This window comes from Roseibium sp. MMSF_3544, assembly GCF_030732845.1.
GTDB lineage: Bacteria > Pseudomonadota > Alphaproteobacteria > Rhizobiales > Stappiaceae > Roseibium.
This window is the reverse complement of record NZ_JASHKA010000013.1, coordinates 64,442-84,537: the sequence shown is the minus strand read 5'-3', so window position 1 is coordinate 84,537 and position 20,096 is coordinate 64,442. Positions and strand designations below refer to the sequence as shown.

Here is a 20,096-nt window from a genome sequence, read left to right as displayed (position 1 = left end):
CAGTCACTGGCTGCATTCTGCAAAAGAACTGAGTCTGATTAGAATTTGGTAAGGTTAATAATTCGTCTTCAACATAATTAAAATTAACCAGTGAGTGGAGCGAGAGGCTTGTAAAAACCGGGGGTTAGCCCGGCTTCTGAACGTGCCCGGTCGTTAAAAGGTGGTTTAAGCGCACCGCGAAAATGACGGCGAACGAAATCATGAAAGGCCGGTTCCGGCCTGATTCCCTGTCGGTCGCACAAGAATCGGAACCATTTTGCGCCGAAGGCGACGTGATTCTTTTCATCGCGATAAATGACGTCGAGGCACTTTGCAGTGTCCTCATCACCAATTGTGCGGGCCTTTTCGATCATGGGTGGGGTTATGTCGAGACCGCGCGCTTCCAGGACCAGAGGAATGATCGCAAGTCGTGCGGCGAGGTCATGTCCGGTATCTTGGGCAGCCTGCCAAAGCCCGTCATGAGCGGGTATGTCTCCATAGGCGGCACCCAGTTTCGCAAGCCGGTCTTCGAGCATCGAAAAATGCTTGGCTTCCTCAAGGCCAACCCGAACCCAGTCGTCATAGTAGGATCTTGGCAAACGCACATCGGCAAAACGTCCGACGAGATCCCAGGTCAGATCGACGGCATTCAATTCGATATGTGCGAGGGAATGAATCAGCGCCAGCCGGCCTGCCTGTCCTGTCAGACTTCGTTTGGGCATGTCGCGCGGTGCCAAAAGGATCGGCGCATCGGGCCGGCCGGGCCGGTCCGGCATGGATCCGTCCCGCGAGGGTGTGCCGAGCGCAAGATCCCGTTGAAACCAGGCTTTGGAGACGGCGTAGGCCAGCCGGACCTTCTCCGAAGTGTCCGGGTTAGACACAATGGCCCGTGCGCCGGCCACCAGGGTCGGTGGCAAGGCGCGATCCGTTGACTGGTGCATATTGGTGCCGGCGCTTAAAGGACTGAGAGGAGTTAGAGGGCTTTTGCCGCTTCAAGAACGGCTTCGGCATGTCCAGGGACTTTTACCTTGCGCCAGACTTGAGCGATTTTCCCGTCTGCGTCTACCAGAAACGTGGAGCGTTCCACGCCCATGTACTTTTTTCCGTACATGGATTTTTCCACCCATACACCATAAGCCTCCGCTGTTTTGGTTTCAGTGTCGGCTCCGAGCCTCACAGCGAGATTGTGTTTGGCGATAAAATTGTCGTGTTTCTTGGCAGAGTCGGGCGATAGGCCGACGATCGTCACGCCCAGCTTCTTGAACTCATCCATCAGCTCGGAAAAGGCAATTGCTTCCTTTGTGCACCCTGGTGTGTTGTCTTTTGGGTAGAAATAAACCACCACCGGTTTTCCCTTGAGCCCGCTCAAGGAAACGCGATCACCACCATCGCCGTCCAAATCGAATACCGGGGCCAAATCGCCAGCCGTTAATTCCGTCATTCTGCCATCCTTCTGTCAAAGTTTGTGCGTTTCTGCCGAAACCGATATCCGGCGTAGACGCGGTAGTCGCTTTTGTTACGCGTTTCGAAGTATCATAGGTCACGCGATGACTCGATCAATGCGCGACAAGAGGTTCCATAACCGGCTAACCCCCAACCGCCTGTCATAGTTGTACAGGCAGGAGAACAGACTGAACTTATTTCGAAAAGCCGGCGGTAAAAATGAACCGGCGAAAGCACTGCCCCGGACCACCTCCCGAAAACGCCTGCGGTACGCAGTTGCGGCAGTCTTCGTCTGTCTTGTTGCCGGTCTTGTTTATCTGTTCTCGTCCGGCCCGGTCCGAATTCCGTTTCTGGGCGCTCTCTTGGCCTCACAAGGTACGCGCGGGCCGGTCACGCTTTCCATTGCAGAAGGGCGGATTGATTTCACTGCACCGGATGGAATTGAAATTCTCCTGAGCAGTGCAACAGTCGATATTGCCGGGCCAACCCCGGTTCAGATCAACTTGCCGAAACTGACCGTGCCACTCGACCCGGAGGAACTGATCTCCGGCAAATTGCGTTTTTCCTCCCTTCAGCTCGACAGGCCGCATGTCAAGGTTGAGCTCGCGGGAGGCCCGGCCAAGGTCCCGGAAATCGGACCACTTATGGAAGCGATCGACCGGGTAAGCGATGTTGTCGATGACCAGTTTGCGCGCCGCGGCCTGCGGTTCGTCAAAATAAGAGACGGAACTTTTGAACTTAAGGGAGCGACGCCGCGCCGGTTTGAAGGCATCGGTGCTGATGTCGTGCGCAGCGAAGAACGGGTTATTCGGGCTTTTGCAAGGGTCACCGGCAATGTGTCCACCTGGCATCTGGAACTGGCCCGAAGTGCGCCGGAGGACGGCACCAGGAAGAATATCGGCGTTGTTGTGAACGGTATAACACTTGCGGAACTTCTCGGCCCGGACGCGCCCGACAAACAAGGCAAGGGCCTCGGATTGCCCGCATCAGCCAAAGTCGAGACCCGATTGGACGGCGACGGCAACTTCATTTCAGCAAATGCAGTTGCACGCGTCAGGGACGGTTGGTTCCAACTCGGCAAAACAATTGTCGCCTTCGATGATGCTGCCCTGTCTTTGTTGTTCTCGGCAAACAAAGAAGCGATTGAAGTCACCAGGTCGCACGTGATCAGGGGAAACACCCGGATTTTCTTCAAGGGCCTTGTCGAACCGGGGGCGGAAGGAACGAACGAGTGGAATATCAGCCTTGATGCCGATCATCCCCAGTTCGGGTCATCAGACATACCGGAGCCGCCATTCATGATTGATGGCGTGAAAGTCAGAGCGCGGTTCGATCCGGCGCGTAGGCTTATCTCCGTTGATCAGTTTGTCGCCAAATCTGGCAAGGCTCTCGTACAGGGTGTTGCCAGTATAGAAGTCACGCCGCAGGGGCCGTATCTCGCGCTTGCAGCCGAGGGCGAGAACATCCCGATTGCCGTTGCCAAGCAGGCCTGGCCAATCACACTGATACCGCCCGCACGCAGTTGGGTGATCAAGAATATCAAGGCTGGAACGGTCGACACAATTTCCTATGTCGCGTCGATCAGGCCGCCGGCGTTCAACCATCGCGATCCGGATCCGGGCTGGTCAGGTGACGACATGCGTGCGGAAATGACCTTTTCTGGCGGCGCGGTGACACCATTTGGCGACTTGCCTGAAATAACAGGCATTGAGGGCACCCTCACGGTCGAGAACGAAGTCCTGACCGTTTCGGCGGTCAATGGCGTTGCGACGTCTGCCAATGGCGGCGAGGTAACGCTTCCCGAAGGTACTTTCCAAATCTACGAACTGACGCGCCGCGACGGAAAAACAGCCACGGTAACAGCGACGGTGGAAGGTGAGGCAGAAGACCTGGGTGCTGTCGCGAATGCCGAACCCTTGAGTGTGATTGACCGGGCAGGTCTGAAACAGGGAGGCGCAAGCGGTACAGGAAGCCTGGATGTTATCGCTTCTTTCCCGCTCGCTGATGGCGTCAATCTCGAGGACGTCGACTGGCGTGCAACCGGGGAACTCAACGAATTTACCGACGCCAACCCGATTATGGGTCACACGATTGAGAACGCCGATCTCCAGATCGATGCGGATCCCGAGCAGGTGACCATCACAGGAAACGGCACTCTTGATGGACTGCGGGCCGACATTGACCTTCTTGTGCCTCTCGGCGAGTCAGGTGTCGCCGGCAAGCAGGACGTTGTCGTCTCGGTCACCGCGGAGCAGCTCAAGGAAAAGGGCATCGATCTGACAGCCTTTCTGAGCGGACCTTTGACGCTGGATGTGACCGGGGTCAGCGACGGTCAGAAGTTTTCCGTCGATCTCAGACAAGCAAGGCTCCAGCTACAGGCGCTTGGTTGGGAAAAGGCAAAGGGCGTTCCGGCAAAAGCCACCTTCAAGCTCGTTGAAACGGAGGACCAGCAGCAGATACGCGACTTCCAGCTTGAAACGGAAGGAGCAACGGTTGCCGGATCCATGCGGTTGTCGAAGGCCGGCGAACTCGTCGACGCTGTTTTCAATACTTTCAGGCTCCGGCCGGGGGACGACGCAGACGTTGAAATGCATCGTGCCGCAGATGGTCGGTACGATATCGTGTTTACCGGGGCTTCGTTTGACGGCAGAGGGTTGATTCAAAGCCTCACCAGTCCAGGAGGGAGCCAGGGGGCAGGAGACTTTGCCGAGGGCGCGAGGATTGCAGCCACGATCGATCGGGTGACCGGGTTCAACAACCAGACGCTCCAGGGTTTTTCGGGAAAAATAGAAACCGGACGCGAGGGGCTTCGAACCGCAGACATCAGCGGTTTGATGAACGGACGGTCGGAATTTGAGTTCAAGGTGACAGAGCAGGGCGGAAGCCAGCTCGCGAACGGGCAGTTTGCCGATACCGGTGCGACCTTGAAATTTCTTGATTTCTACGAACGTATGCAAGGCGGGCGGGGTGTTATCAACGTAGCCATGGCTGATGAGGACAGCTGGGCCGGTAACTTCCAGGTCAGATCCCTTCGGATCACCGAAGATCCGGCGATCAAGCGAATCCGCGAGCGTGAGCGGTCAAATCCGGACCCGGACCAACCTATCCTGGCCACCCGTGAGACGGATGGGTCCGCGAACTTTGATACGCTGGACATCAACTTCACCCGCGAAGGCGACACACTGACGATCATCCGAGGGGCGTTGCAGGGGAATGTTCTGGGCGGAACCGTTGCCGGGACTGTCAATCTTGCCGAACAGACTCTCAGCCTCAGCGGTACATTTGTGCCGATTTATGCGCTCAACAACTTCTTCGCCAAAATCCCGATCCTCGGGTTTGCGCTTGGAGGCAACTCCGGCGAAGGCCTTATCGGCGTAACCTATCGCCTGTCCGGGTCGCTTTCCGATCCGGTTCTGACGGTCAATCCCGTCTCCGCAATCGCTCCCGGTATCTTCAGGAAGATGTTTGAGTTCCAACCGAATTAGGGTCCAGCCCTAAAAATCAGGCCGATTTGGCGACAAGCCGTCAGGCAGGCTTCAACAGCACATGTTTTTTCTTGCCCAGCGACAGCTTGATTACGCCGTCTTCGGTAATGTCGCTCGCTGAAAGCACACGTTTGTCGTTCTGTTCGCCCTTGTCGTTGATTTTTACAGCGCCGCCTTTGATGTTCCGCCGGACTTCGCCGTTGGATGCGCAAAGACCTGCGGCTACGAAGGCCGACAAGACACCAAGGCCTGATTCGATATCAGCCTTCGGGATTTCAACCGTCGGAAGGCCTTCCGCGGCCTGGCCTTCTTCAAAGGCCCTGCGTGCGGTTTCGGCGGCCTCGTCTGCCTTGTCGCGGCCATGGATCAAAGCCGTTGCTTCTGTTGCAAGAATCTTCTTGGCCTCGTTGATCTCCGACCCTTCCAGCGCTGCCAGGCGTGCAATTTCATCCATAGGCAGGACGGTAAACAGTTTGAAGAACCTTTCGACGTCGGCGTCCTCAGTGTTGCGCCAGTATTGCCAGTAGTCATAGGCGGACAATTGTTCTTCGTTCAGCCAGACCGCGCCTGCAGCCGTTTTGCCCATTTTCGCGCCGGACGCAGTGGTCAGAAGCGGTGAGGTGAGGGCAAAGGCCTCGGTATCTGTGAGACGGCGCACAAGGTCGGTGCCCGACAGGATGTTGCCCCACTGGTCCGATCCGCCCATCTGAAGCCGGCAGCCCGTTCGCCGATAGAGCTCCAGATAGTCGTACCCCTGCAGCAGCATGTAGTTGAACTCGAGGAAAGACAGATGCTGCTCACGCTCTAGACGGAGACGAACCGAATCCCGCTGGATCATCTGATTGACCGAAAAGTGCCGCCCGATCTCCCTCAGGAAGTCGACATAGTTCAGTTTCAGCAACCAATCCGCATTGTCGACCATGATGGCCTCGGTCGGACCGTCGCCGAAGGTCAGGAGCTTTTCAAAGACCTTACGGATACCTGCCTTGTTCTCCTCGATCACGTCTTCGGTGAGGATCTTGCGGCTTTCGTCCTTTCCGGACGGATCGCCGACGCGCGTCGTTCCGCCGCCCATCAATGCAATGGGCCGGTGTCCGGTCTGCTGGAACCAGTGCAGCATCATGATCGGGACGAGCGAGCCCGCGTGAAGGCTCGGGGCCGTGCAGTCGAAACCGATATAGGCGGTGACTGTTTCGCGCGCACAAAGCTCATCGAGACCTTGAGGGTCGGAAATCTGATGAATGAAACCGCGTTCCGAAAGAACGTTCAGGAAGTCCGATTTAAACTCGCTCATGTTTTCGTCCGTGCCTGTTCTTATTCTGGCTGCCCATTGGCTTTCGTGCGGACGTGCTCTAGCGCGTGAGGGATGAGATGTAAATTGTAGTCAGTGGGAAATCGGGGCGTGTTTCTGCAAGTCGAGGTAAATCGTCCATCCCCGAGCCGTAAGCCAGCCATGCAGTGAAGCAGATGCCTGCCGCGCGATTGTCCGGAGGGTCGGGCTGGTTCGGCCCGTCAGCAGCTGAATGGAAACAGCCAGTGTCGTCCACATTTTGGTTACCCTGATTCAAGGCGCTGCGGGAGACATTAACAACTTGTTTGGCTCGATGATGTGAATGTGACTTTACGTGATAGCGATCACAGAGGCGTGAGACGGTCCATCGTAAGTTTAACCCATCAGCGGGTGAGAGAAACGCTGAGGATCATTTGAGAGGAGCCGTTATGTTTCGTAAATTTGCAATCGCCGCCGTAACCGTTGCGACAGTCGCGACCGCCGCAGTGGCCATCACTCCGACCGAAGCCCATGCCAAGAACCGTGCAGGCGCAGTTGCCGCCGGTGCCATTATCGGGCTCGCAGCAGGTGCCATCATCGCTTCACAGGCTCAGCCGCGTTATTATCAGCCGGTGCGCTGCCACAACGAACCGATCCGTCGCTGGAGCCCTTACTATCGTCAGTATGTCGTCGTCGGCTACCGTCAGGTCTGCTACTGATAAGCAAGACGTTTGGGCGCTTGCCCCAAATTCGTTGCTAACGAAGAGCCTCCTCCGGGAGGCTTTTTCGTGTTGAGTGTGATGGTTACTTCTTTTTCAATATCACACACACGAATCTCCTGACCGGTGTCCCATGTCTTCTCAGCCGTATTCTTCCGCCCGTTCCCACGGTCTTTTATGTGGGGACATGCAACCGGGCCCCAACAACACGATTACGGACGTTGCCGGTTTGACGGTTGGCCACAGGACGGTGATCAACGGAGACCTCAGGACCGGGTTCACAGCGATTGTTCCCCATCAGGGAAACATATTTCTTGAAAAACTCCCTGCTGCCGTCGATGTGATCAATGGCTTTGGAAAAAGCGCCGGAATTGTTCAGGTCGAGGAGCTCGGTACGCTCGAAACACCGATTCTGCTTACCAACACGTTCGGTGTCGGCACCGGGATCGACGCGCTGGTTCGCCGTGAGCTCTCGATAAATCCCTCGATCGATCGCGCCCTGGGGACGGTCAATCCAGTGGTGATGGAATGCAATGACGGCTATCTGAGCGACATCAACGCACTTGCACTGACTGAGGCAGACGCCTTTGCCGCACTTGAGGCTACTTCAACCACATTCGAACAGGGAAGCGTCGGCGCCGGAACGGGGATTAGTGCCTTCGGTTTCAAGGGTGGTATCGGATCGTCTTCTCGCGTGATCCAGCTGGCAGGGAAAACTTTCACGCTTGGAACGTTGGTCCAGGCAAATTTCGGGAGGGCCGGCGATCTGATTTTGCCGGACGGCCGGAAACCTGACCCGAAGGACGCACGACCAACGGAAGAGCGTGGCTCGGTGATCATCGTGATCGCTACGGACGTACCGCTGGAAAGCCGACAGCTCAAGCGGGTCGCACGACGGGCGGCTGCGGGTCTCGGACGACTCGGCGCTTTTTACGGCAATGGCAGCGGCGACATTTCGTTTGCCTTTTCGACAGCTCAGCGACTGCCTCATTACTCAGAAAGTGATTTTGTCGCGCGCGATGTGCTGCAGGAAGACAGGATCGATCTTTTGTTCAAGGCCGCAGCGGAGACAACCCAGGAAGCCGTGCTGAATGCGATGATCGCATCGCCGGCGATGCGCGGCTACAAAGGGCACGCGCGCTCTTCGCTGGCGGATTGGCTGTCGACGCAAGACTGAACGGTTCAAACAAAGAAAAACCCCGGCCTCCCGGCCGGGGTTGTCCTGTCTGATCGAGCGGTGGCTCTTAGACGGAGTAGTACATGTCGAACTCGACCGGGTGCGGCGTCATTTCGAAACGTTCGACTTCTTCCATCTTCAGATCGATGTATGCGTCAAGCTGGTCGTCGTCGAAGACGCCGCCGGCTTTCAGGAAGTCGCGGTCGGCATCGACAGCTTCCAAAGCTTCGCGCAAGGAGCCGCAAACCGTCGGGATCTCGGCCAGTTCTTCAGCCGGCAGATCGTAGAGGTTCTTGTCCATTGCGTCGCCCGGGTGGATCTTGTTCTTGATACCGTCAAGACCAGCCATCAGAAGGGCGGAGAAGCACAGGTACGGGTTGGCTGTCGGATCCGGGAAGCGAACCTCAACACGTTTCGCCTTCGGAGAAGCCGTGAACGGAATACGGCAGGAGGCAGACCGGTTACGCGAGGAGTAAGCCAGCAGAACCGGAGCTTCGTAACCCGGAACCAGACGCTTGTAGGAGTTGGTGGACGGGTTGGTGAAAGCGTTGAGGGCTTTCGCGTGCTTCAAGATGCCGCCGATGAAGTAAAGGCAGGTCTCAGAGAGATCCGCGTACTGGTTGCCGGCAAAGACAGGGTCACCGTCGTTCCAGATAGAGAGGTGGCAGTGCATGCCCGTGCCGTTGTCGCCGAAAACGGGTTTCGGCATGAAGGTGGACGTCTTGCCATAGGCATGTGCGACCTGGTGAACAACATACTTGTAGATCTGCATGTTGTCGGCGCAGCTGGTCAGCTTTTCGAACTTCATGCCGAGTTCGTGCTGTGCAGCGGCCACTTCGTGGTGGTGCTTCTCGGTCGGAACACCCATTTCGTTCATCACGGACAGCATCTCGGAGCGGATGTCCTGTGCGCTATCGACCGGAGGAACCGGGAAGTAACCGCCCTTGGTGCGCGGACGGTGACCCAGGTTGCCGGTTTCGTATTCGGAACCCATGTTGGACGGCAGTTCGGAGCTGTCGAGGATGAAACCTGTGTTGTACGGGTCGGCATTGAAGCGAACATCGTCGAACATGAAGAATTCAGCTTCGGGACCAACGTAAACGGTGTCACCGAATCCACCAGACTTGACGTAGGCTTCTGCCTTCTTGGCCGTCATGCGCGGGTCGCGGTTGTAGCCTTCGCCGGTGATCGGGTCGACGATGTCGCAGAAGATTGCCATGGTGGACTGAGCAAAGAACGGGTCCATGTGAGCGGATTCCGGATCTAGGATCAGCATCATGTCGGACTCGTTGATGGCCTTCCAGCCGGCAATGGACGAGCCGTCGAAAGCAACGCCTTCAGCGAACATGTCTTCGTCAACAAGTGCAGCGTCCATGGTGACGTGCTGCATCTTACCGCGCGGGTCGGTAAAGCGCAGGTCGACGAATTTAACGTCCTTTTCCTGAATTTCCTTCAGGACGTCAGCGGCAGTGGTCATTATGTCCATCCCTTGATTATCTTGTGAACGGTTGGGGTTAGGGTCCGGGCCTTCAGAGGCTTTTGTTTTCTCTGTTTGACAAGGCCAGGGTTTGGATCACCGGCGGGTGCCGGAATTGGGTGGGTCAGATGGCGTCGATACCGGATTCACCGGTCCGGATGCGGACAGCTTCCTCGATATTTGAAACGAAGATCTTGCCGTCGCCAATGCGGCCTGTTTGCGCAGCTGAGCGGATCGCGTCAACTGCTTTTTCGACCATGTCGTCGCCGAGAACGATTTCGACTTTCACCTTCGGCAGAAAATCGACAACGTATTCAGCGCCGCGATAAAGTTCGGTATGGCCCTTCTGGCGGCCGAAGCCCTTTGCTTCTGTCACGGTGATGCCCTGAAGGCCGACTTCCTGCAAAGCCTCTTTGACCTCATCCAGTTTGAAGGGCTTGATGATCGCTTCGATCTTTTTCATCACCTGATTCTCTCTCCACGTAAAAGGCCGGATAAGTCGGCGGGCTCACTCCTGGCCGGCAAGGTCGGGGCGAGCGTTCCCGATCACCGGCGGAAACCGATAAACTCCCGTTAGCACGATACGTGCCAATCTCCGGCGCTCGCGTGCAAAAGTCTCCAAAACAGAGAAATCCGCCAAGAAAAGCGGCACATACACCGGCCCAAGCTTGATCGAGACAGCCACCTCGCCAAAGGTTTGCGCAAAAACTATGCAAAATGCATAAAAAATAGGCGAAAAAGGTGATCGGGTTGTCACCATTGGCATCACGGCAAATAAATCGCATTACTGGAGGATGCGTTGTTTGGAGCGCAGGAGTGCAAGTTGTGACCGTAAACGACACTGGAAATTCGATTGCTGCGCTTTTGACCCCTGAAGAAATGGGGCAGGCCGACAGGCTGACAATCGAAGGGGGCGTGCCCGGCATCGTGCTGATGGAGCGGGCAGGGCAGGCCGTTGCGCGCAAGGCCCGGGAACTGTGCATGTCTGGCGGTCACGTCCTGGTTCTGTGCGGTCCGGGGAACAATGGTGGCGATGGCTTTATTGCCGCCAGATGCCTTGAAGCCGAAGGACATGTGGTCAGCATGTTCCTCATCAAGGATCCCGCCGGATTGACGGGAGACGCACGCGAAGCCTTTGAGCGTCTTGCGCCAGGCTTGCGCAGCCGATGCGCCTTCGCGATTGAGGGAAACAGAATTGCCGTGGAGTTTCTTGACGCTTTGTCCGCGGCGGATCTTGTTATTGATGCGCTGTTTGGCGCCGGACTGGACCGACCCTTGGCAGCGCCTGTGTCGCACGTTGTCGGCGCGATCAACCGTTCGAGTGCACCCGTTCTTGCTGTCGATCTGCCTTCCGGTCTCAATGGAGCCAGCGGACAGATCCAGGGGGATGCGATCAAAGCGCGTGCGACGGTCACTTTCTTTCGGAAAAAGCCCGGACACCTGCTATTCCCCGGACGGGGGCTGTGTGGCGACACGCACGTTGCCGATATAGGCATCTTGCCCGAAACACTCAATCGGATCGCACCGGCGACGCACGAGAACCGGCCAGAGCTCTGGAAGGAGGCCTGGCCAATACCAGCTCAAGACGGCCACAAATACGCCAAAGGCCATGCTGTCGCCTTTGGGGGACCCATGTCGTCGACCGGAGCTTCTCGCCTATCGGCCGAAGCCGCGCTGCGTGCTGGTGCAGGCCTTGTGACCCTGGCCTCGCCGCCTGATGCGATGATGGTGAATGCCTGTCATCTGACAGCTGTGATGCTCAAGAAAGTAACTGACACCGATTCGATTTCGGATCTTCTTGGCGATGAGCGTTTCAACGCCTTGTTGATCGGGCCTGGCTATGGCGTCGGTGACAGAACCCGGGACGCGGTGTTGGCCATTCTAGACGCGGAGCGGGCGACCGTTCTGGACGCGGATGCTTTGACAAGTTTCGCAGATACTCCAGAAGCTTTGTTCGATCGTATCTCGCACTCTTCCAGTCCCGTGGTTATGACGCCGCACGAAGGGGAGTTCATGCGGCTCTTTCCGGATCTTGACGGTGACAAACTGCAACGCGCCCGGGCGGCTGCCGACCGCTCCGGGGCGATCGTCATCCTGAAAGGCGCCGATACGGTGATTGCCGCTCCGGACGGGCGGGCAGCCATCAACCGGAATGCCCCGCCCTGGCTCGCGACCGCCGGGTCGGGAGATGTTCTTGCCGGGATTGCAACCGGTCTATTTGCGCAGGGTGTTCCGGGCTTTGAAGCTGCCTGCCAGGCGGTCTGGCTGCATGGCGAGGCGGGCAGGGAAGCCGGACCCGGGCTCACGGCAGAAGATCTTGCTCCCGCGCTGAAACCAGTGATCTGTGCCCTTGTGGACAATTGAAAGTGGCACGCGGGGCTTTACAGCTTTTTCCTTTGACGGGAAAATCTGTGGTGTTATAGAAGCCCCGCTTTGAACGCGGGGTGTTTCGGCCCGACGCGACGCGGATGTGGTGAAATTGGCAGACACGCCAGATTTAGGTTCTGGTGCCGCAAGGCGTGGGGGTTCAAGTCCCTCCATCCGCACCATCTTCAAGACACTTGGTTTTTGTTGCTTCCGATGAATAGGCGAATGCCTTCTTCAAGGAGTGCAAGCACCGTCAGCAATACCGCTCCGGCCCGATCCATTGCTGCGCCGAGTACCGGTCGCCGTGAGCCCAGCCGACCGGGAGCACGGCTTCAATACGCTCAAGGTCTGTTTCTGTCAGGCTCAGACTTGCTCCGGAAATGCACTCACGAAGGTGCTGGACAGACCGCGTGCCGGGGATCGGAATAACATGCGGCCCGCGCGACAACAGCCAGGCATTCGCAAGCCCTGCCGATGTCGTTCCCATCTCGGAGGCGAGCTTGCGGAAACTTTCCATGATGCGGATGTTTTCCGAATAATTGGGCTCCATAAAACGCGGGTTGCCGGCAAGGAAGGGGATATCGCTGATCCGTTCCACCGGTATTGGGTGGTCGGTCAGCAGAGAGCGCCCAACCGGAGAGAATGCCACCATTGCAACGCCAAGCTCGGCACAGGTTTGAACAAGTCCAAGTTCGGGCGCGCGTGTGGACAGTGAATATTCGGATTGAACGGCGGTGATCGGAAATTCCGTCATGGCGCGCCGAAGCGTTGAGGGGGCAATTTCTGAAAGGCCGATCGCGCGTGTTTTGCCCTTTTCGACCAGGCGGCCAAGGTTGGCGGCTGTTTCTTCCGGTGTGAAACGCGTATCGCGGCGATGGGCGTAAAAGAGGTCGACACACTCCAGACCAAGGCGCAGCAGTGACTTGTCGAGTTCGGCTTCCAGGTGCTCAGCGGAGTTGTCGAAGATCCGATTGCCTTCCGGATCTCGGGTAATCGTTGCCTTGGTCGCGATGATGAACTCGTCCCGCGCTTTCGGATTTTCCTTCAGATAGCTGCCGATAGCGTTTTCAGATTTCCCCATGCCGTAGATATTCGCTGTGTCCAGATGCGTAACACCAAGATCGCGGCAGGCGTTGAGGACAGCGTGGCTCTCCGCCTCGTTGGTTGGGCCATAAAGGTCAGAAAAAGACATGGCCCCGTATCCGATCGCGCTAACTTCAGGTCCATTTGCACCCAATCTGCGTGTATCCATTTTTGCCTCTTAGCGCTGGAAAATTTGAAGAATTCTTGATGAGCCGATCGCTCGTTTTTGCGGGATAGAGAAGTTGCGAGCACCATTGGCTGGATCCATCTGAACGAAGAGTGCCGCAGCTAGATGTTCTAAGCGAAAGAACGTGGACTTCAAACCCGGCGTTACAAAGTCCGTTCTTTGAACGTGGTTGAGTTGGTGGACATCCGGAGCCTTTTGCCAGTCTTTTGGGTAGGCTGGAATCGGCAGCGCAGATGGGCAATTTCCATCGTCTGCCCTTGACACTTTAACCCCCAAGCAGTATCGCGCTCCCATCGTGCGCCCCGGAGTCCGTTTCGGGGCGAGGTGCTGCTATTGAACGCTCCCGGAAAAAGGGGAGCGCGAGCAGCGCGGCACACGGGATTTTAAAACAACATCTCCGGGGCGAATTGACGCTCGGGACTGAGGACGACAAAACCCATGCAGGTAACTGAAACCCTCTCCGAGGGCCTCAAGCGAGAGCTCAAAATCGATATTCCGGCCGGCGATCTTGCCAGCAAGCTCGAAAATTACATGGCCGACCTGAAATCCAAGGCCAACATCAAGGGCTTCCGTCCGGGCAAAGTGCCGGTCGCGCACCTGAAGAAGATGTATGGCCGTCAGGCGATGGCGGAGATCCTGTCGAACACGATCCAGGAAACAACGCAGAAAGCTGTTGAGGAGCGCTCGGAGCGCCCGGCTCTCACCCCCGAAATCGATCTGCCGGAAGAAGACGCCGAAAAGATCATGTCGGGCGATGCGGATCTGTCCTTCAAGATGACCTATGACGTTCTGCCCGAGTTCGAGATCGTCGATTTCGCCGGTTTTGAGATCGAGCGTCCGATGGTCGAGATCGCCGACGAGGAAGTCGACACCCAGGTCGCCGACATCGCCAAGAACAACACGCCGTTCGACACCAAAGACGGCGCGGCTGAAGATGGCGATCGCGTGACCATGTCTTATCTCGGCAAGGTTGATGGTGAGCCTTTCGAAGGCGGTGCCGATGAAAACGGCCAACTCGTTCTCGGCTCCGGACAGTTCATTCCCGGCTTTGAAGACCAGCTTATCGGCACCAAGGCAGGCGACGAGAAAGTTGTTGAAGTGTCCTTCCCGGAAGACTATCCGGCTGCCCATCTGGCAGGCAAGGCAGCAACCTTCGATGTTGTGGTCAAGGAAATTGCGTCGCCCGGCGAAGTCACCATCGACGACGAGTTTGCCAAAGGTCTTGGTCTTGAGTCGCTCGACAAGTTGAAGGAAATCGTGCGCGGCCAGATCGAAAGCCAATTCGGTGCAATGACACGTCAGCGCGTCAAGCGCCAGCTTCTCGACAAGCTCGACGAGCACTATTCCTTCGAACTTCCGGAAAAGCTGCTTGAGTCGGAGTTCGAGATCGTCTGGCGCCAGGTCGAAGAAGACATGAAGCGCAACGAAAAGACCTTCGAGGACGAGGACACGACCGAAGAGGAAGCGAAAGCGGAATACCGCAAAATCGCGGAGCGTCGTGTTCGCCTTGGTCTGGTTCTCTCCGAGATTGGCGAGAAGAACGACATCCAGGTGACCGACGAAGAACTGCAGCGCGCGCTTTACGACCGCGTTCGTCAGTTCCCGGGTCAGGAGCAGCAGGTGTTCGAATACTACAAGAACAACCAGCAGGCTCTCGCGTCCCTGCGCGCACCGATCTACGAGGAAAAGGTCGTCGACTTCATGCTCGAGCTCGCCAAGGTGACCGACAAGACGGTGACCAAGGAAGAGCTGGAGAAACTTGTTGCGGAAGACGAAGACGACGCCTGATCGGACCGTCTGTTATCCCCAGATGCGGCCCGGCTTTAACCTTGCCTTCATGCCGCATCTGTCATGAGTTTGCGTTAAGGGCGACATCCCATATATACGGGATGTCGCTTTTTTCGAGTCAGGCCCTTGATCGATGCGCTTTAAGGGTCTGTGTCCTGCCCGGGGTCTTCCGGGCAACATCTCAAGTAAATGGATGAGGTATGAAGGATCCTGTCGATATCTACATGAACACTCTCGTGCCGATGGTTGTCGAGCAGACAAACCGGGGCGAGCGGGCCTTCGATATCTACTCGCGCTTGCTGAAGGAGCGCATCATTTTCCTCACCGGACCGGTTGAGGATCACGTGGCGACCCTGATAAGCGCGCAGCTGCTTTATCTGGAGGCGGAGAACCCGAGCAAGGAAATCGCGATCTACATCAACTCACCGGGTGGTCTCGTTACCTCCGGTCTCGCGATTTACGACACAATGCAGTTTATCCGTCCGGCGGTCTCCACGCTTTGCATCGGCCAGGCCGCGTCCATGGGCTCGCTTCTGCTCGCAGCCGGTCACAAGGACATGCGTTTCATTCTGCCGAACGCGCGAGTCATGGTGCACCAGCCTTCCGGAGGCTTCCGCGGGCAGGCCGCGGACATCATGCTTCATGCACAGGAAATCCTGGCAATGAAGCGCCGGCTCAATGAAATCTACGTGAAGCACACCGGCCAAAGTCTCGATCAGGTCGAAGAGGCACTGGAGCGAGACAACTTCATGACTGCTGAAAAGGCTAAGGAATTCGGGATCGTAGACAATGTGATCACCGATCGAACCAGCCTTGGCGGCGAAAGTGAGGACTAAGAGATTTAGCCGGTCTTAAGGATGGCTTGAAATTCTGTCCTAAAGGCCGGAAATTCCCTGTTTGATGCCGGGTTTTCATCTTCGCCTTAAACCTATATTGATTTTTAGTGGTGAAGCATGATGACATCATAGCTTGAAGCGGCGTCTTAAGGCGTTTCTTCAAAACCGGTTCAGCCTTAATTTAGGCTCCAACCGGAAAGATAAGGGGTGAAGACCCCACAAACGCGAGGTTGACTACATGACCAAGGCCAGCGGCAGCGATTCCAAGAATACGCTCTACTGCTCCTTTTGCGGCAAGAGCCAGCACGAGGTTCGCAAGCTGATCGCCGGCCCGACTGTTTTCATTTGCGATGAATGTGTCGAGCTGTGCATGGATATCATTCGCGAGGAGAACAAGTCCTCGCTGGTGAAGTCGCGGGACGGTATCCCGACCCCTCAGGAAATTCGCGACGTTCTCGATGACTATGTGATCGGGCAGGGCAGTGCGAAGAAAGTTCTGTCGGTCGCCGTTCACAACCATTACAAACGCCTCAACCACGCGTCGAAGAACAACGATGTGGAACTGGCGAAATCCAACATCCTCCTGGTGGGGCCGACCGGTTGCGGCAAGACGCTGCTGGCGCAGACGCTCGCCAGGATCCTGGATGTGCCGTTCACGATGGCCGATGCCACGACCCTGACCGAGGCCGGTTACGTTGGTGAAGATGTTGAGAACATCATCCTGAAGCTGCTTCAGTCGGCTGACTACAACGTCGAACGTGCGCAGCGCGGCATCGTCTATATTGATGAGGTCGACAAGATCAGCCGCAAGGCGGACAATCCGTCGATCACCCGTGATGTCTCGGGTGAGGGCGTTCAGCAGGCGCTTTTGAAGATCATGGAAGGCACTGTTGCCTCGGTTCCGCCGCAAGGCGGCCGCAAGCACCCGCAGCAGGAGTTCCTGCAAGTGGACACGACCAACATCCTGTTCATTTGCGGTGGTGCATTTGCTGGCCTGGACAAGATCATTTCTGATCGCGGCACGCAGACCTCCATCGGTTTCCAGGCCAGGGTCGAGGCGCCTGAAGACCGGCGTGTCGGCGAACTGTTTGCCGAGCTGGAGCCGGAAGATCTTCTGAAATTCGGTCTCATTCCGGAATTCGTCGGCCGTCTGCCGGTTATTGCAACGCTTGAAGACCTTGATGAAGATGCCCTTGTGACGATCCTGACGGAGCCGAAGAACGCTCTGGTCAAGCAGTATCAGCGTCTCTTCGAAATGGAACAGGTTGAACTGTCGTTCCATGACGAAGCGCTCAAGGCCATCGCGCGCAAGGCAATCGAGCGCAAGACCGGTGCCCGTGGTCTGCGGTCCATTCTGGAATCGATCCTGCTCGATACCATGTATGAACTGCCGGGTCTCAAAGGTGTGAAGGAAGTCGTGATTTCGCCAGAAGTTGTCAAAGGCGAGGCACGTCCGCTTTACATCTACGAAGACCGCGAGGAAACGTCTGCAACGAGTGCCTAGAGCGAACGGTTGCACTTTTTGAAATAAGTGAATAAATGCCGCTCAATACGAGCGGCATTTTGTGTTTTGGGTTTGCTTGTCAAGGGGAGCCGGTGTTTTCCACCGGCGTTGTGAGTCGTCAACAGACTAGTCCTATTTGACGTGTCGGCTCGCCTTGACACCGGCATGCCAGGTGTCCACCTAATAGGCCTAAAGGACGGCTTGTGCGAACTGCCAGCACGCCCAGTTGGGGTGCTGCGGTCCGGCCAGTCGGGGATTTAACCCGAAAGCCGTTTTCCAGTGTTCTGGTTGCCTTTTCATCGATGGGGCTGGAACACGCTGAGAAAGGATAAAAAATGAGCGACGCAGAAATCCGCGCCACCGATCCGGACAGTACTGCTGTCTATCCCGTCCTGCCGCTTCGCGACATTGTCGTCTTCCCCCACATGATCGTTCCGCTTTTCGTCGGGCGCGAGAAGTCGATCAAGGCTCTGGAAGAGGTGATGACAACCGACAAGCACATTCTTCTGGCCACCCAGATGAATGCGGCTGACGACGATCCGAATCCCGACCAGATCTACAATGTCGGCACGCTGGCCACGGTGCTTCAGCTGCTCAAGCTGCCGGACAATACCGTCAAGGTGCTGGTCGAGGGGGGCGCACGCGCGCAGATCGGTCATTATTCCGACCGGACAGATTATTTTGAAGCCTCGGCGACAGTGCTCCCGGAACGCGATGGCGAGAACATCGAAGTGGAAGCCCTGGCGCGTTCGGTTGTCTCCGAGTTTGAGAACTACGTGAAACTGAACAAGAAGGTTTCACCTGAGGTCCTCGGTGCGGTCAATCAGATCGATGACTATTCAAAGCTGGCCGACACGATCGCGTCGCATCTTGCGATCAAGATTCCGGAAAAGCAGGAGATTCTGGGCGTCGTTTCGGTCGCCGAGCGCCTTGAGCGCGTTCTCGGCATGATGGAGAGTGAAATCTCCGTCCTGCAGGTTGAAAAGCGCATCCGCTCGCGCGTCAAGCGCCAGATGGAGAAGACGCAGCGCGAGTACTATCTGAATGAGCAGATGAAGGCCATTCAGAAGGAACTCGGCGACAGCGAGGACGGCCGCGACGAGATTGCCGAGCTTGAGGAAAAGATCAAGAAAACCAAGCTGACCAAGGAAGCGCGCGAACGTGCTGCCGCGGAGATCAAGAAGCTCAAGCAGATGAGCCCGATGTCGGCGGAAGCGACCGTTGTCCGCAACTATCTGGATTGGCTGATCGGCATCCCGTGGAACAAGAAGTCCAAGGTCAAGCATGACCTGGCGCTTGCCGAGAAGGTGCTCGACACCGATCACTACGGCCTCGACAAGGTCAAGGAACGTATCGTCGAATATCTGGCAGTTCAGAGCCGGGCAAACAAGTTGCGCGGTCCGATCCTCTGTCTGGTCGGTCCTCCGGGTGTCGGTAAAACGTCGCTCGGCAAGTCGATCGCCAAGGCGACCGGGCGTGAATTCGTTCGGATGTCCCTTGGCGGCGTACGCGACGAAGCGGAAATCCGCGGACACCGCCGTACCTATATCGGCTCGATGCCCGGCAAGGTCATCCAGTCGATGAAGAAGGCCAAAAAGTCCAATCCTCTTTTCTTGCTCGATGAGATCGACAAAATGGGCATGGACTTCAGGGGTGATCCGTCCTCGGCACTTCTTGAAGTGCTCGATCCGGAACAGAACTCCACGTTCATGGATCATTACCTGGAGGTCGAATATGACCTTTCAGACGTAATGTTCGTGACGACGGCTAATACGCTGAACATCCCCGGGCCACTGATGGACCGCATGGAGATCATCCGGATTGCCGGCTACACGGAAGAGGAAAAGGTGGAAATCTGCCGCCGTCACCTCATCCCCAAGGCTGAGAAGGACCACGGTCTGCGCGAAGGCGAATTCAAGATCGAAGACGACGCGCTTCAATTTGTCGTTCGCCGTTATACCCGCGAAGCCGGTGTGCGTAACCTTGAACGTGAAATGGCGACCCTTGCCCGCAAATCGGTCAAGGAGATCCTCATGAGCGACAAGGAAAGCATTACCGTGACGCAGGAAGTTGTTGAGGATTACCTCGGCGTTCCGCGTTATCGCTACGGCGAAGCCGAGCTGGAAGACCAGATCGGTGTTGTGACCGGTCTTGCCTGGACGGAAGTCGGCGGTGAGCTGCTCACGATCGAAGGCGTTATGATGCCGGGCAAAGGCAAGATGACCGTGACCGGCAACCTGAAGGACGTGATGAAGGAGTCGATTTCCGCGGCTGCCTCCTACGTGCGTTCGCGTGCTGTCGACTATGGCATCGAGCCGCCGAAGTTCGACAAGACCGACATTCACGTGCACGTTCCGGAAGGCGCAACGCCGAAGGACGGCCCGTCGGCCGGTATAGCGATGGCAACTGCGGTGATCTCGACCATGACCGGTATACCCGTTCGCCGGGATGTGGCCATGACCGGAGAGATCACGCTGCGTGGCCGGGTGCTACCGATCGGTGGTCTGAAGGAGAAACTGCTGGCAGCGCTCAGAGGCGGTATCAAGCTGGTGATGATACCTGAAGACAACGCCAAGGACCTTGCAGACATTCCGGACTCGGTGAAAAATTCACTCGAGATCATTCCGGTCTCCGGCATGGAAGAGGTCCTCAAGCACGCTCTCGTGCGTCAGCCGGAAGCGATTGAGTGGGACGAAAGTGCCGCTGAAGCCGCCGCAAAAGCAAGTGAGTCGGACAAGGAAAAATCCGGCGTTTTGGCCCACTAAACCGACTTTTGCACTG

14 protein-coding genes and 1 tRNA gene are annotated in these 20,096 nt (G+C 56.8%); 9 read left to right on the top strand and 6 right to left on the bottom strand.

Features of this window, described 5'->3' with window-relative positions; translation table 11 throughout:
- Positions 1–83: 83 nt before the first annotated feature.
- Together RBB47_RS19030 and bcp are read right to left on the bottom strand one after the other, a co-directional pair.
- A complete protein-coding gene (locus tag RBB47_RS19030; protein ID WP_305987454.1) occupies positions 84–920 on the bottom strand; it encodes a ferritin-like domain-containing protein in 837 nt (278 codons plus the stop codon).
- A 32-nt stretch (positions 921–952) separates the two neighbouring features.
- Positions 953–1,420: a thioredoxin-dependent thiol peroxidase gene (bcp, locus tag RBB47_RS19025; protein WP_305987453.1), complete on the bottom strand. Its 468-nt coding sequence runs from the start codon at positions 1,418–1,420 to the stop codon at positions 953–955.
- A gap of 364 nt (positions 1,421–1,784) precedes the next feature.
- Between bcp and RBB47_RS19020 the strand changes: the two genes are divergently transcribed.
- A complete protein-coding gene (locus tag RBB47_RS19020) occupies positions 1,785–4,907 on the top strand; it encodes an AsmA-like C-terminal domain-containing protein (RefSeq protein WP_305987452.1) in 3,123 nt (1,040 codons plus the stop codon).
- Between the two features lie 40 nt (positions 4,908–4,947).
- Here RBB47_RS19020 and tyrS read toward each other — a convergent pair whose 3' ends face one another.
- Complete coding sequence (gene tyrS / locus RBB47_RS19015) at positions 4,948–6,201, bottom strand: tyrosine--tRNA ligase (RefSeq protein WP_305987451.1); 1,254 nt, start codon at positions 6,199–6,201, stop codon at positions 4,948–4,950.
- A gap of 425 nt (positions 6,202–6,626) precedes the next feature.
- On the opposite strand from tyrS, the gene RBB47_RS19010 reads away from it, so the two are divergent.
- Entirely contained in the window at positions 6,627–6,896 is a 270-nt protein-coding gene (locus RBB47_RS19010) for a tyrosyl-tRNA synthetase (protein WP_305987450.1), read from the top strand.
- 133 nt (positions 6,897–7,029) lie between these two features.
- Positions 7,030–8,073 carry a P1 family peptidase gene (locus tag RBB47_RS19005; RefSeq protein ID WP_305987449.1) on the top strand — a complete coding sequence of 348 codons (1,044 nt, stop codon included), beginning with the start codon at positions 7,030–7,032 and terminating at the stop codon, positions 8,071–8,073.
- Positions 8,074–8,140: 67 nt separating this feature from the next.
- Here RBB47_RS19005 and glnA read toward each other — a convergent pair whose 3' ends face one another.
- Both glnA and RBB47_RS18995 read right to left on the bottom strand, forming a co-directional pair.
- Positions 8,141–9,550: a type I glutamate--ammonia ligase gene (gene glnA / locus RBB47_RS19000; RefSeq protein WP_305987448.1), complete on the bottom strand. Its 1,410-nt coding sequence runs from the start codon at positions 9,548–9,550 to the stop codon at positions 8,141–8,143.
- A 124-nt stretch (positions 9,551–9,674) separates the two neighbouring features.
- On the bottom strand, positions 9,675–10,013 hold the full coding sequence (locus RBB47_RS18995; protein WP_006934743.1) for a P-II family nitrogen regulator: 339 nt from the start codon (positions 10,011–10,013) through the stop codon (positions 9,675–9,677).
- Positions 10,014–10,375: 362 nt separating this feature from the next.
- Between RBB47_RS18995 and RBB47_RS18990 the strand changes: the two genes are divergently transcribed.
- On the top strand, positions 10,376–11,914 hold the full coding sequence (locus RBB47_RS18990) for an NAD(P)H-hydrate dehydratase (protein WP_305987447.1): 1,539 nt from the start codon (positions 10,376–10,378) through the stop codon (positions 11,912–11,914).
- 100 nt (positions 11,915–12,014) lie between these two features.
- Positions 12,015–12,099, top strand: a tRNA-Leu gene (locus RBB47_RS18985).
- A 71-nt stretch (positions 12,100–12,170) separates the two neighbouring features.
- Here the strand turns inward: RBB47_RS18985 and RBB47_RS18980 are convergent.
- Positions 12,171–13,169: an aldo/keto reductase gene (locus RBB47_RS18980; protein ID WP_305987446.1), complete on the bottom strand. Its 999-nt coding sequence runs from the start codon at positions 13,167–13,169 to the stop codon at positions 12,171–12,173.
- A 456-nt stretch (positions 13,170–13,625) separates the two neighbouring features.
- On the opposite strand from RBB47_RS18980, the gene tig reads away from it, so the two are divergent.
- The 4 genes from tig to lon all read left to right on the top strand — a co-directional run bounded on the left by tig (position 13,626) and on the right by lon (position 20,080).
- The gene (gene tig / locus RBB47_RS18975; protein ID WP_305987445.1) at positions 13,626–14,975 is read left to right on the top strand and encodes a trigger factor; all 1,350 of its coding nucleotides are present in this window, start codon (positions 13,626–13,628) and stop codon (positions 14,973–14,975) included.
- A gap of 200 nt (positions 14,976–15,175) precedes the next feature.
- On the top strand, positions 15,176–15,811 hold the full coding sequence (locus RBB47_RS18970) for an ATP-dependent Clp protease proteolytic subunit (RefSeq protein ID WP_305987444.1): 636 nt from the start codon (positions 15,176–15,178) through the stop codon (positions 15,809–15,811).
- 238 nt (positions 15,812–16,049) lie between these two features.
- Positions 16,050–17,315: an ATP-dependent Clp protease ATP-binding subunit ClpX gene (gene clpX, locus RBB47_RS18965; RefSeq protein WP_305987443.1), complete on the top strand. Its 1,266-nt coding sequence runs from the start codon at positions 16,050–16,052 to the stop codon at positions 17,313–17,315.
- A gap of 335 nt (positions 17,316–17,650) precedes the next feature.
- The gene (lon, locus tag RBB47_RS18960; RefSeq protein ID WP_305987442.1) at positions 17,651–20,080 is read left to right on the top strand and encodes an endopeptidase La; all 2,430 of its coding nucleotides are present in this window, start codon (positions 17,651–17,653) and stop codon (positions 20,078–20,080) included.
- The last annotated feature ends 16 nt before the right edge of the window (positions 20,081–20,096 follow it).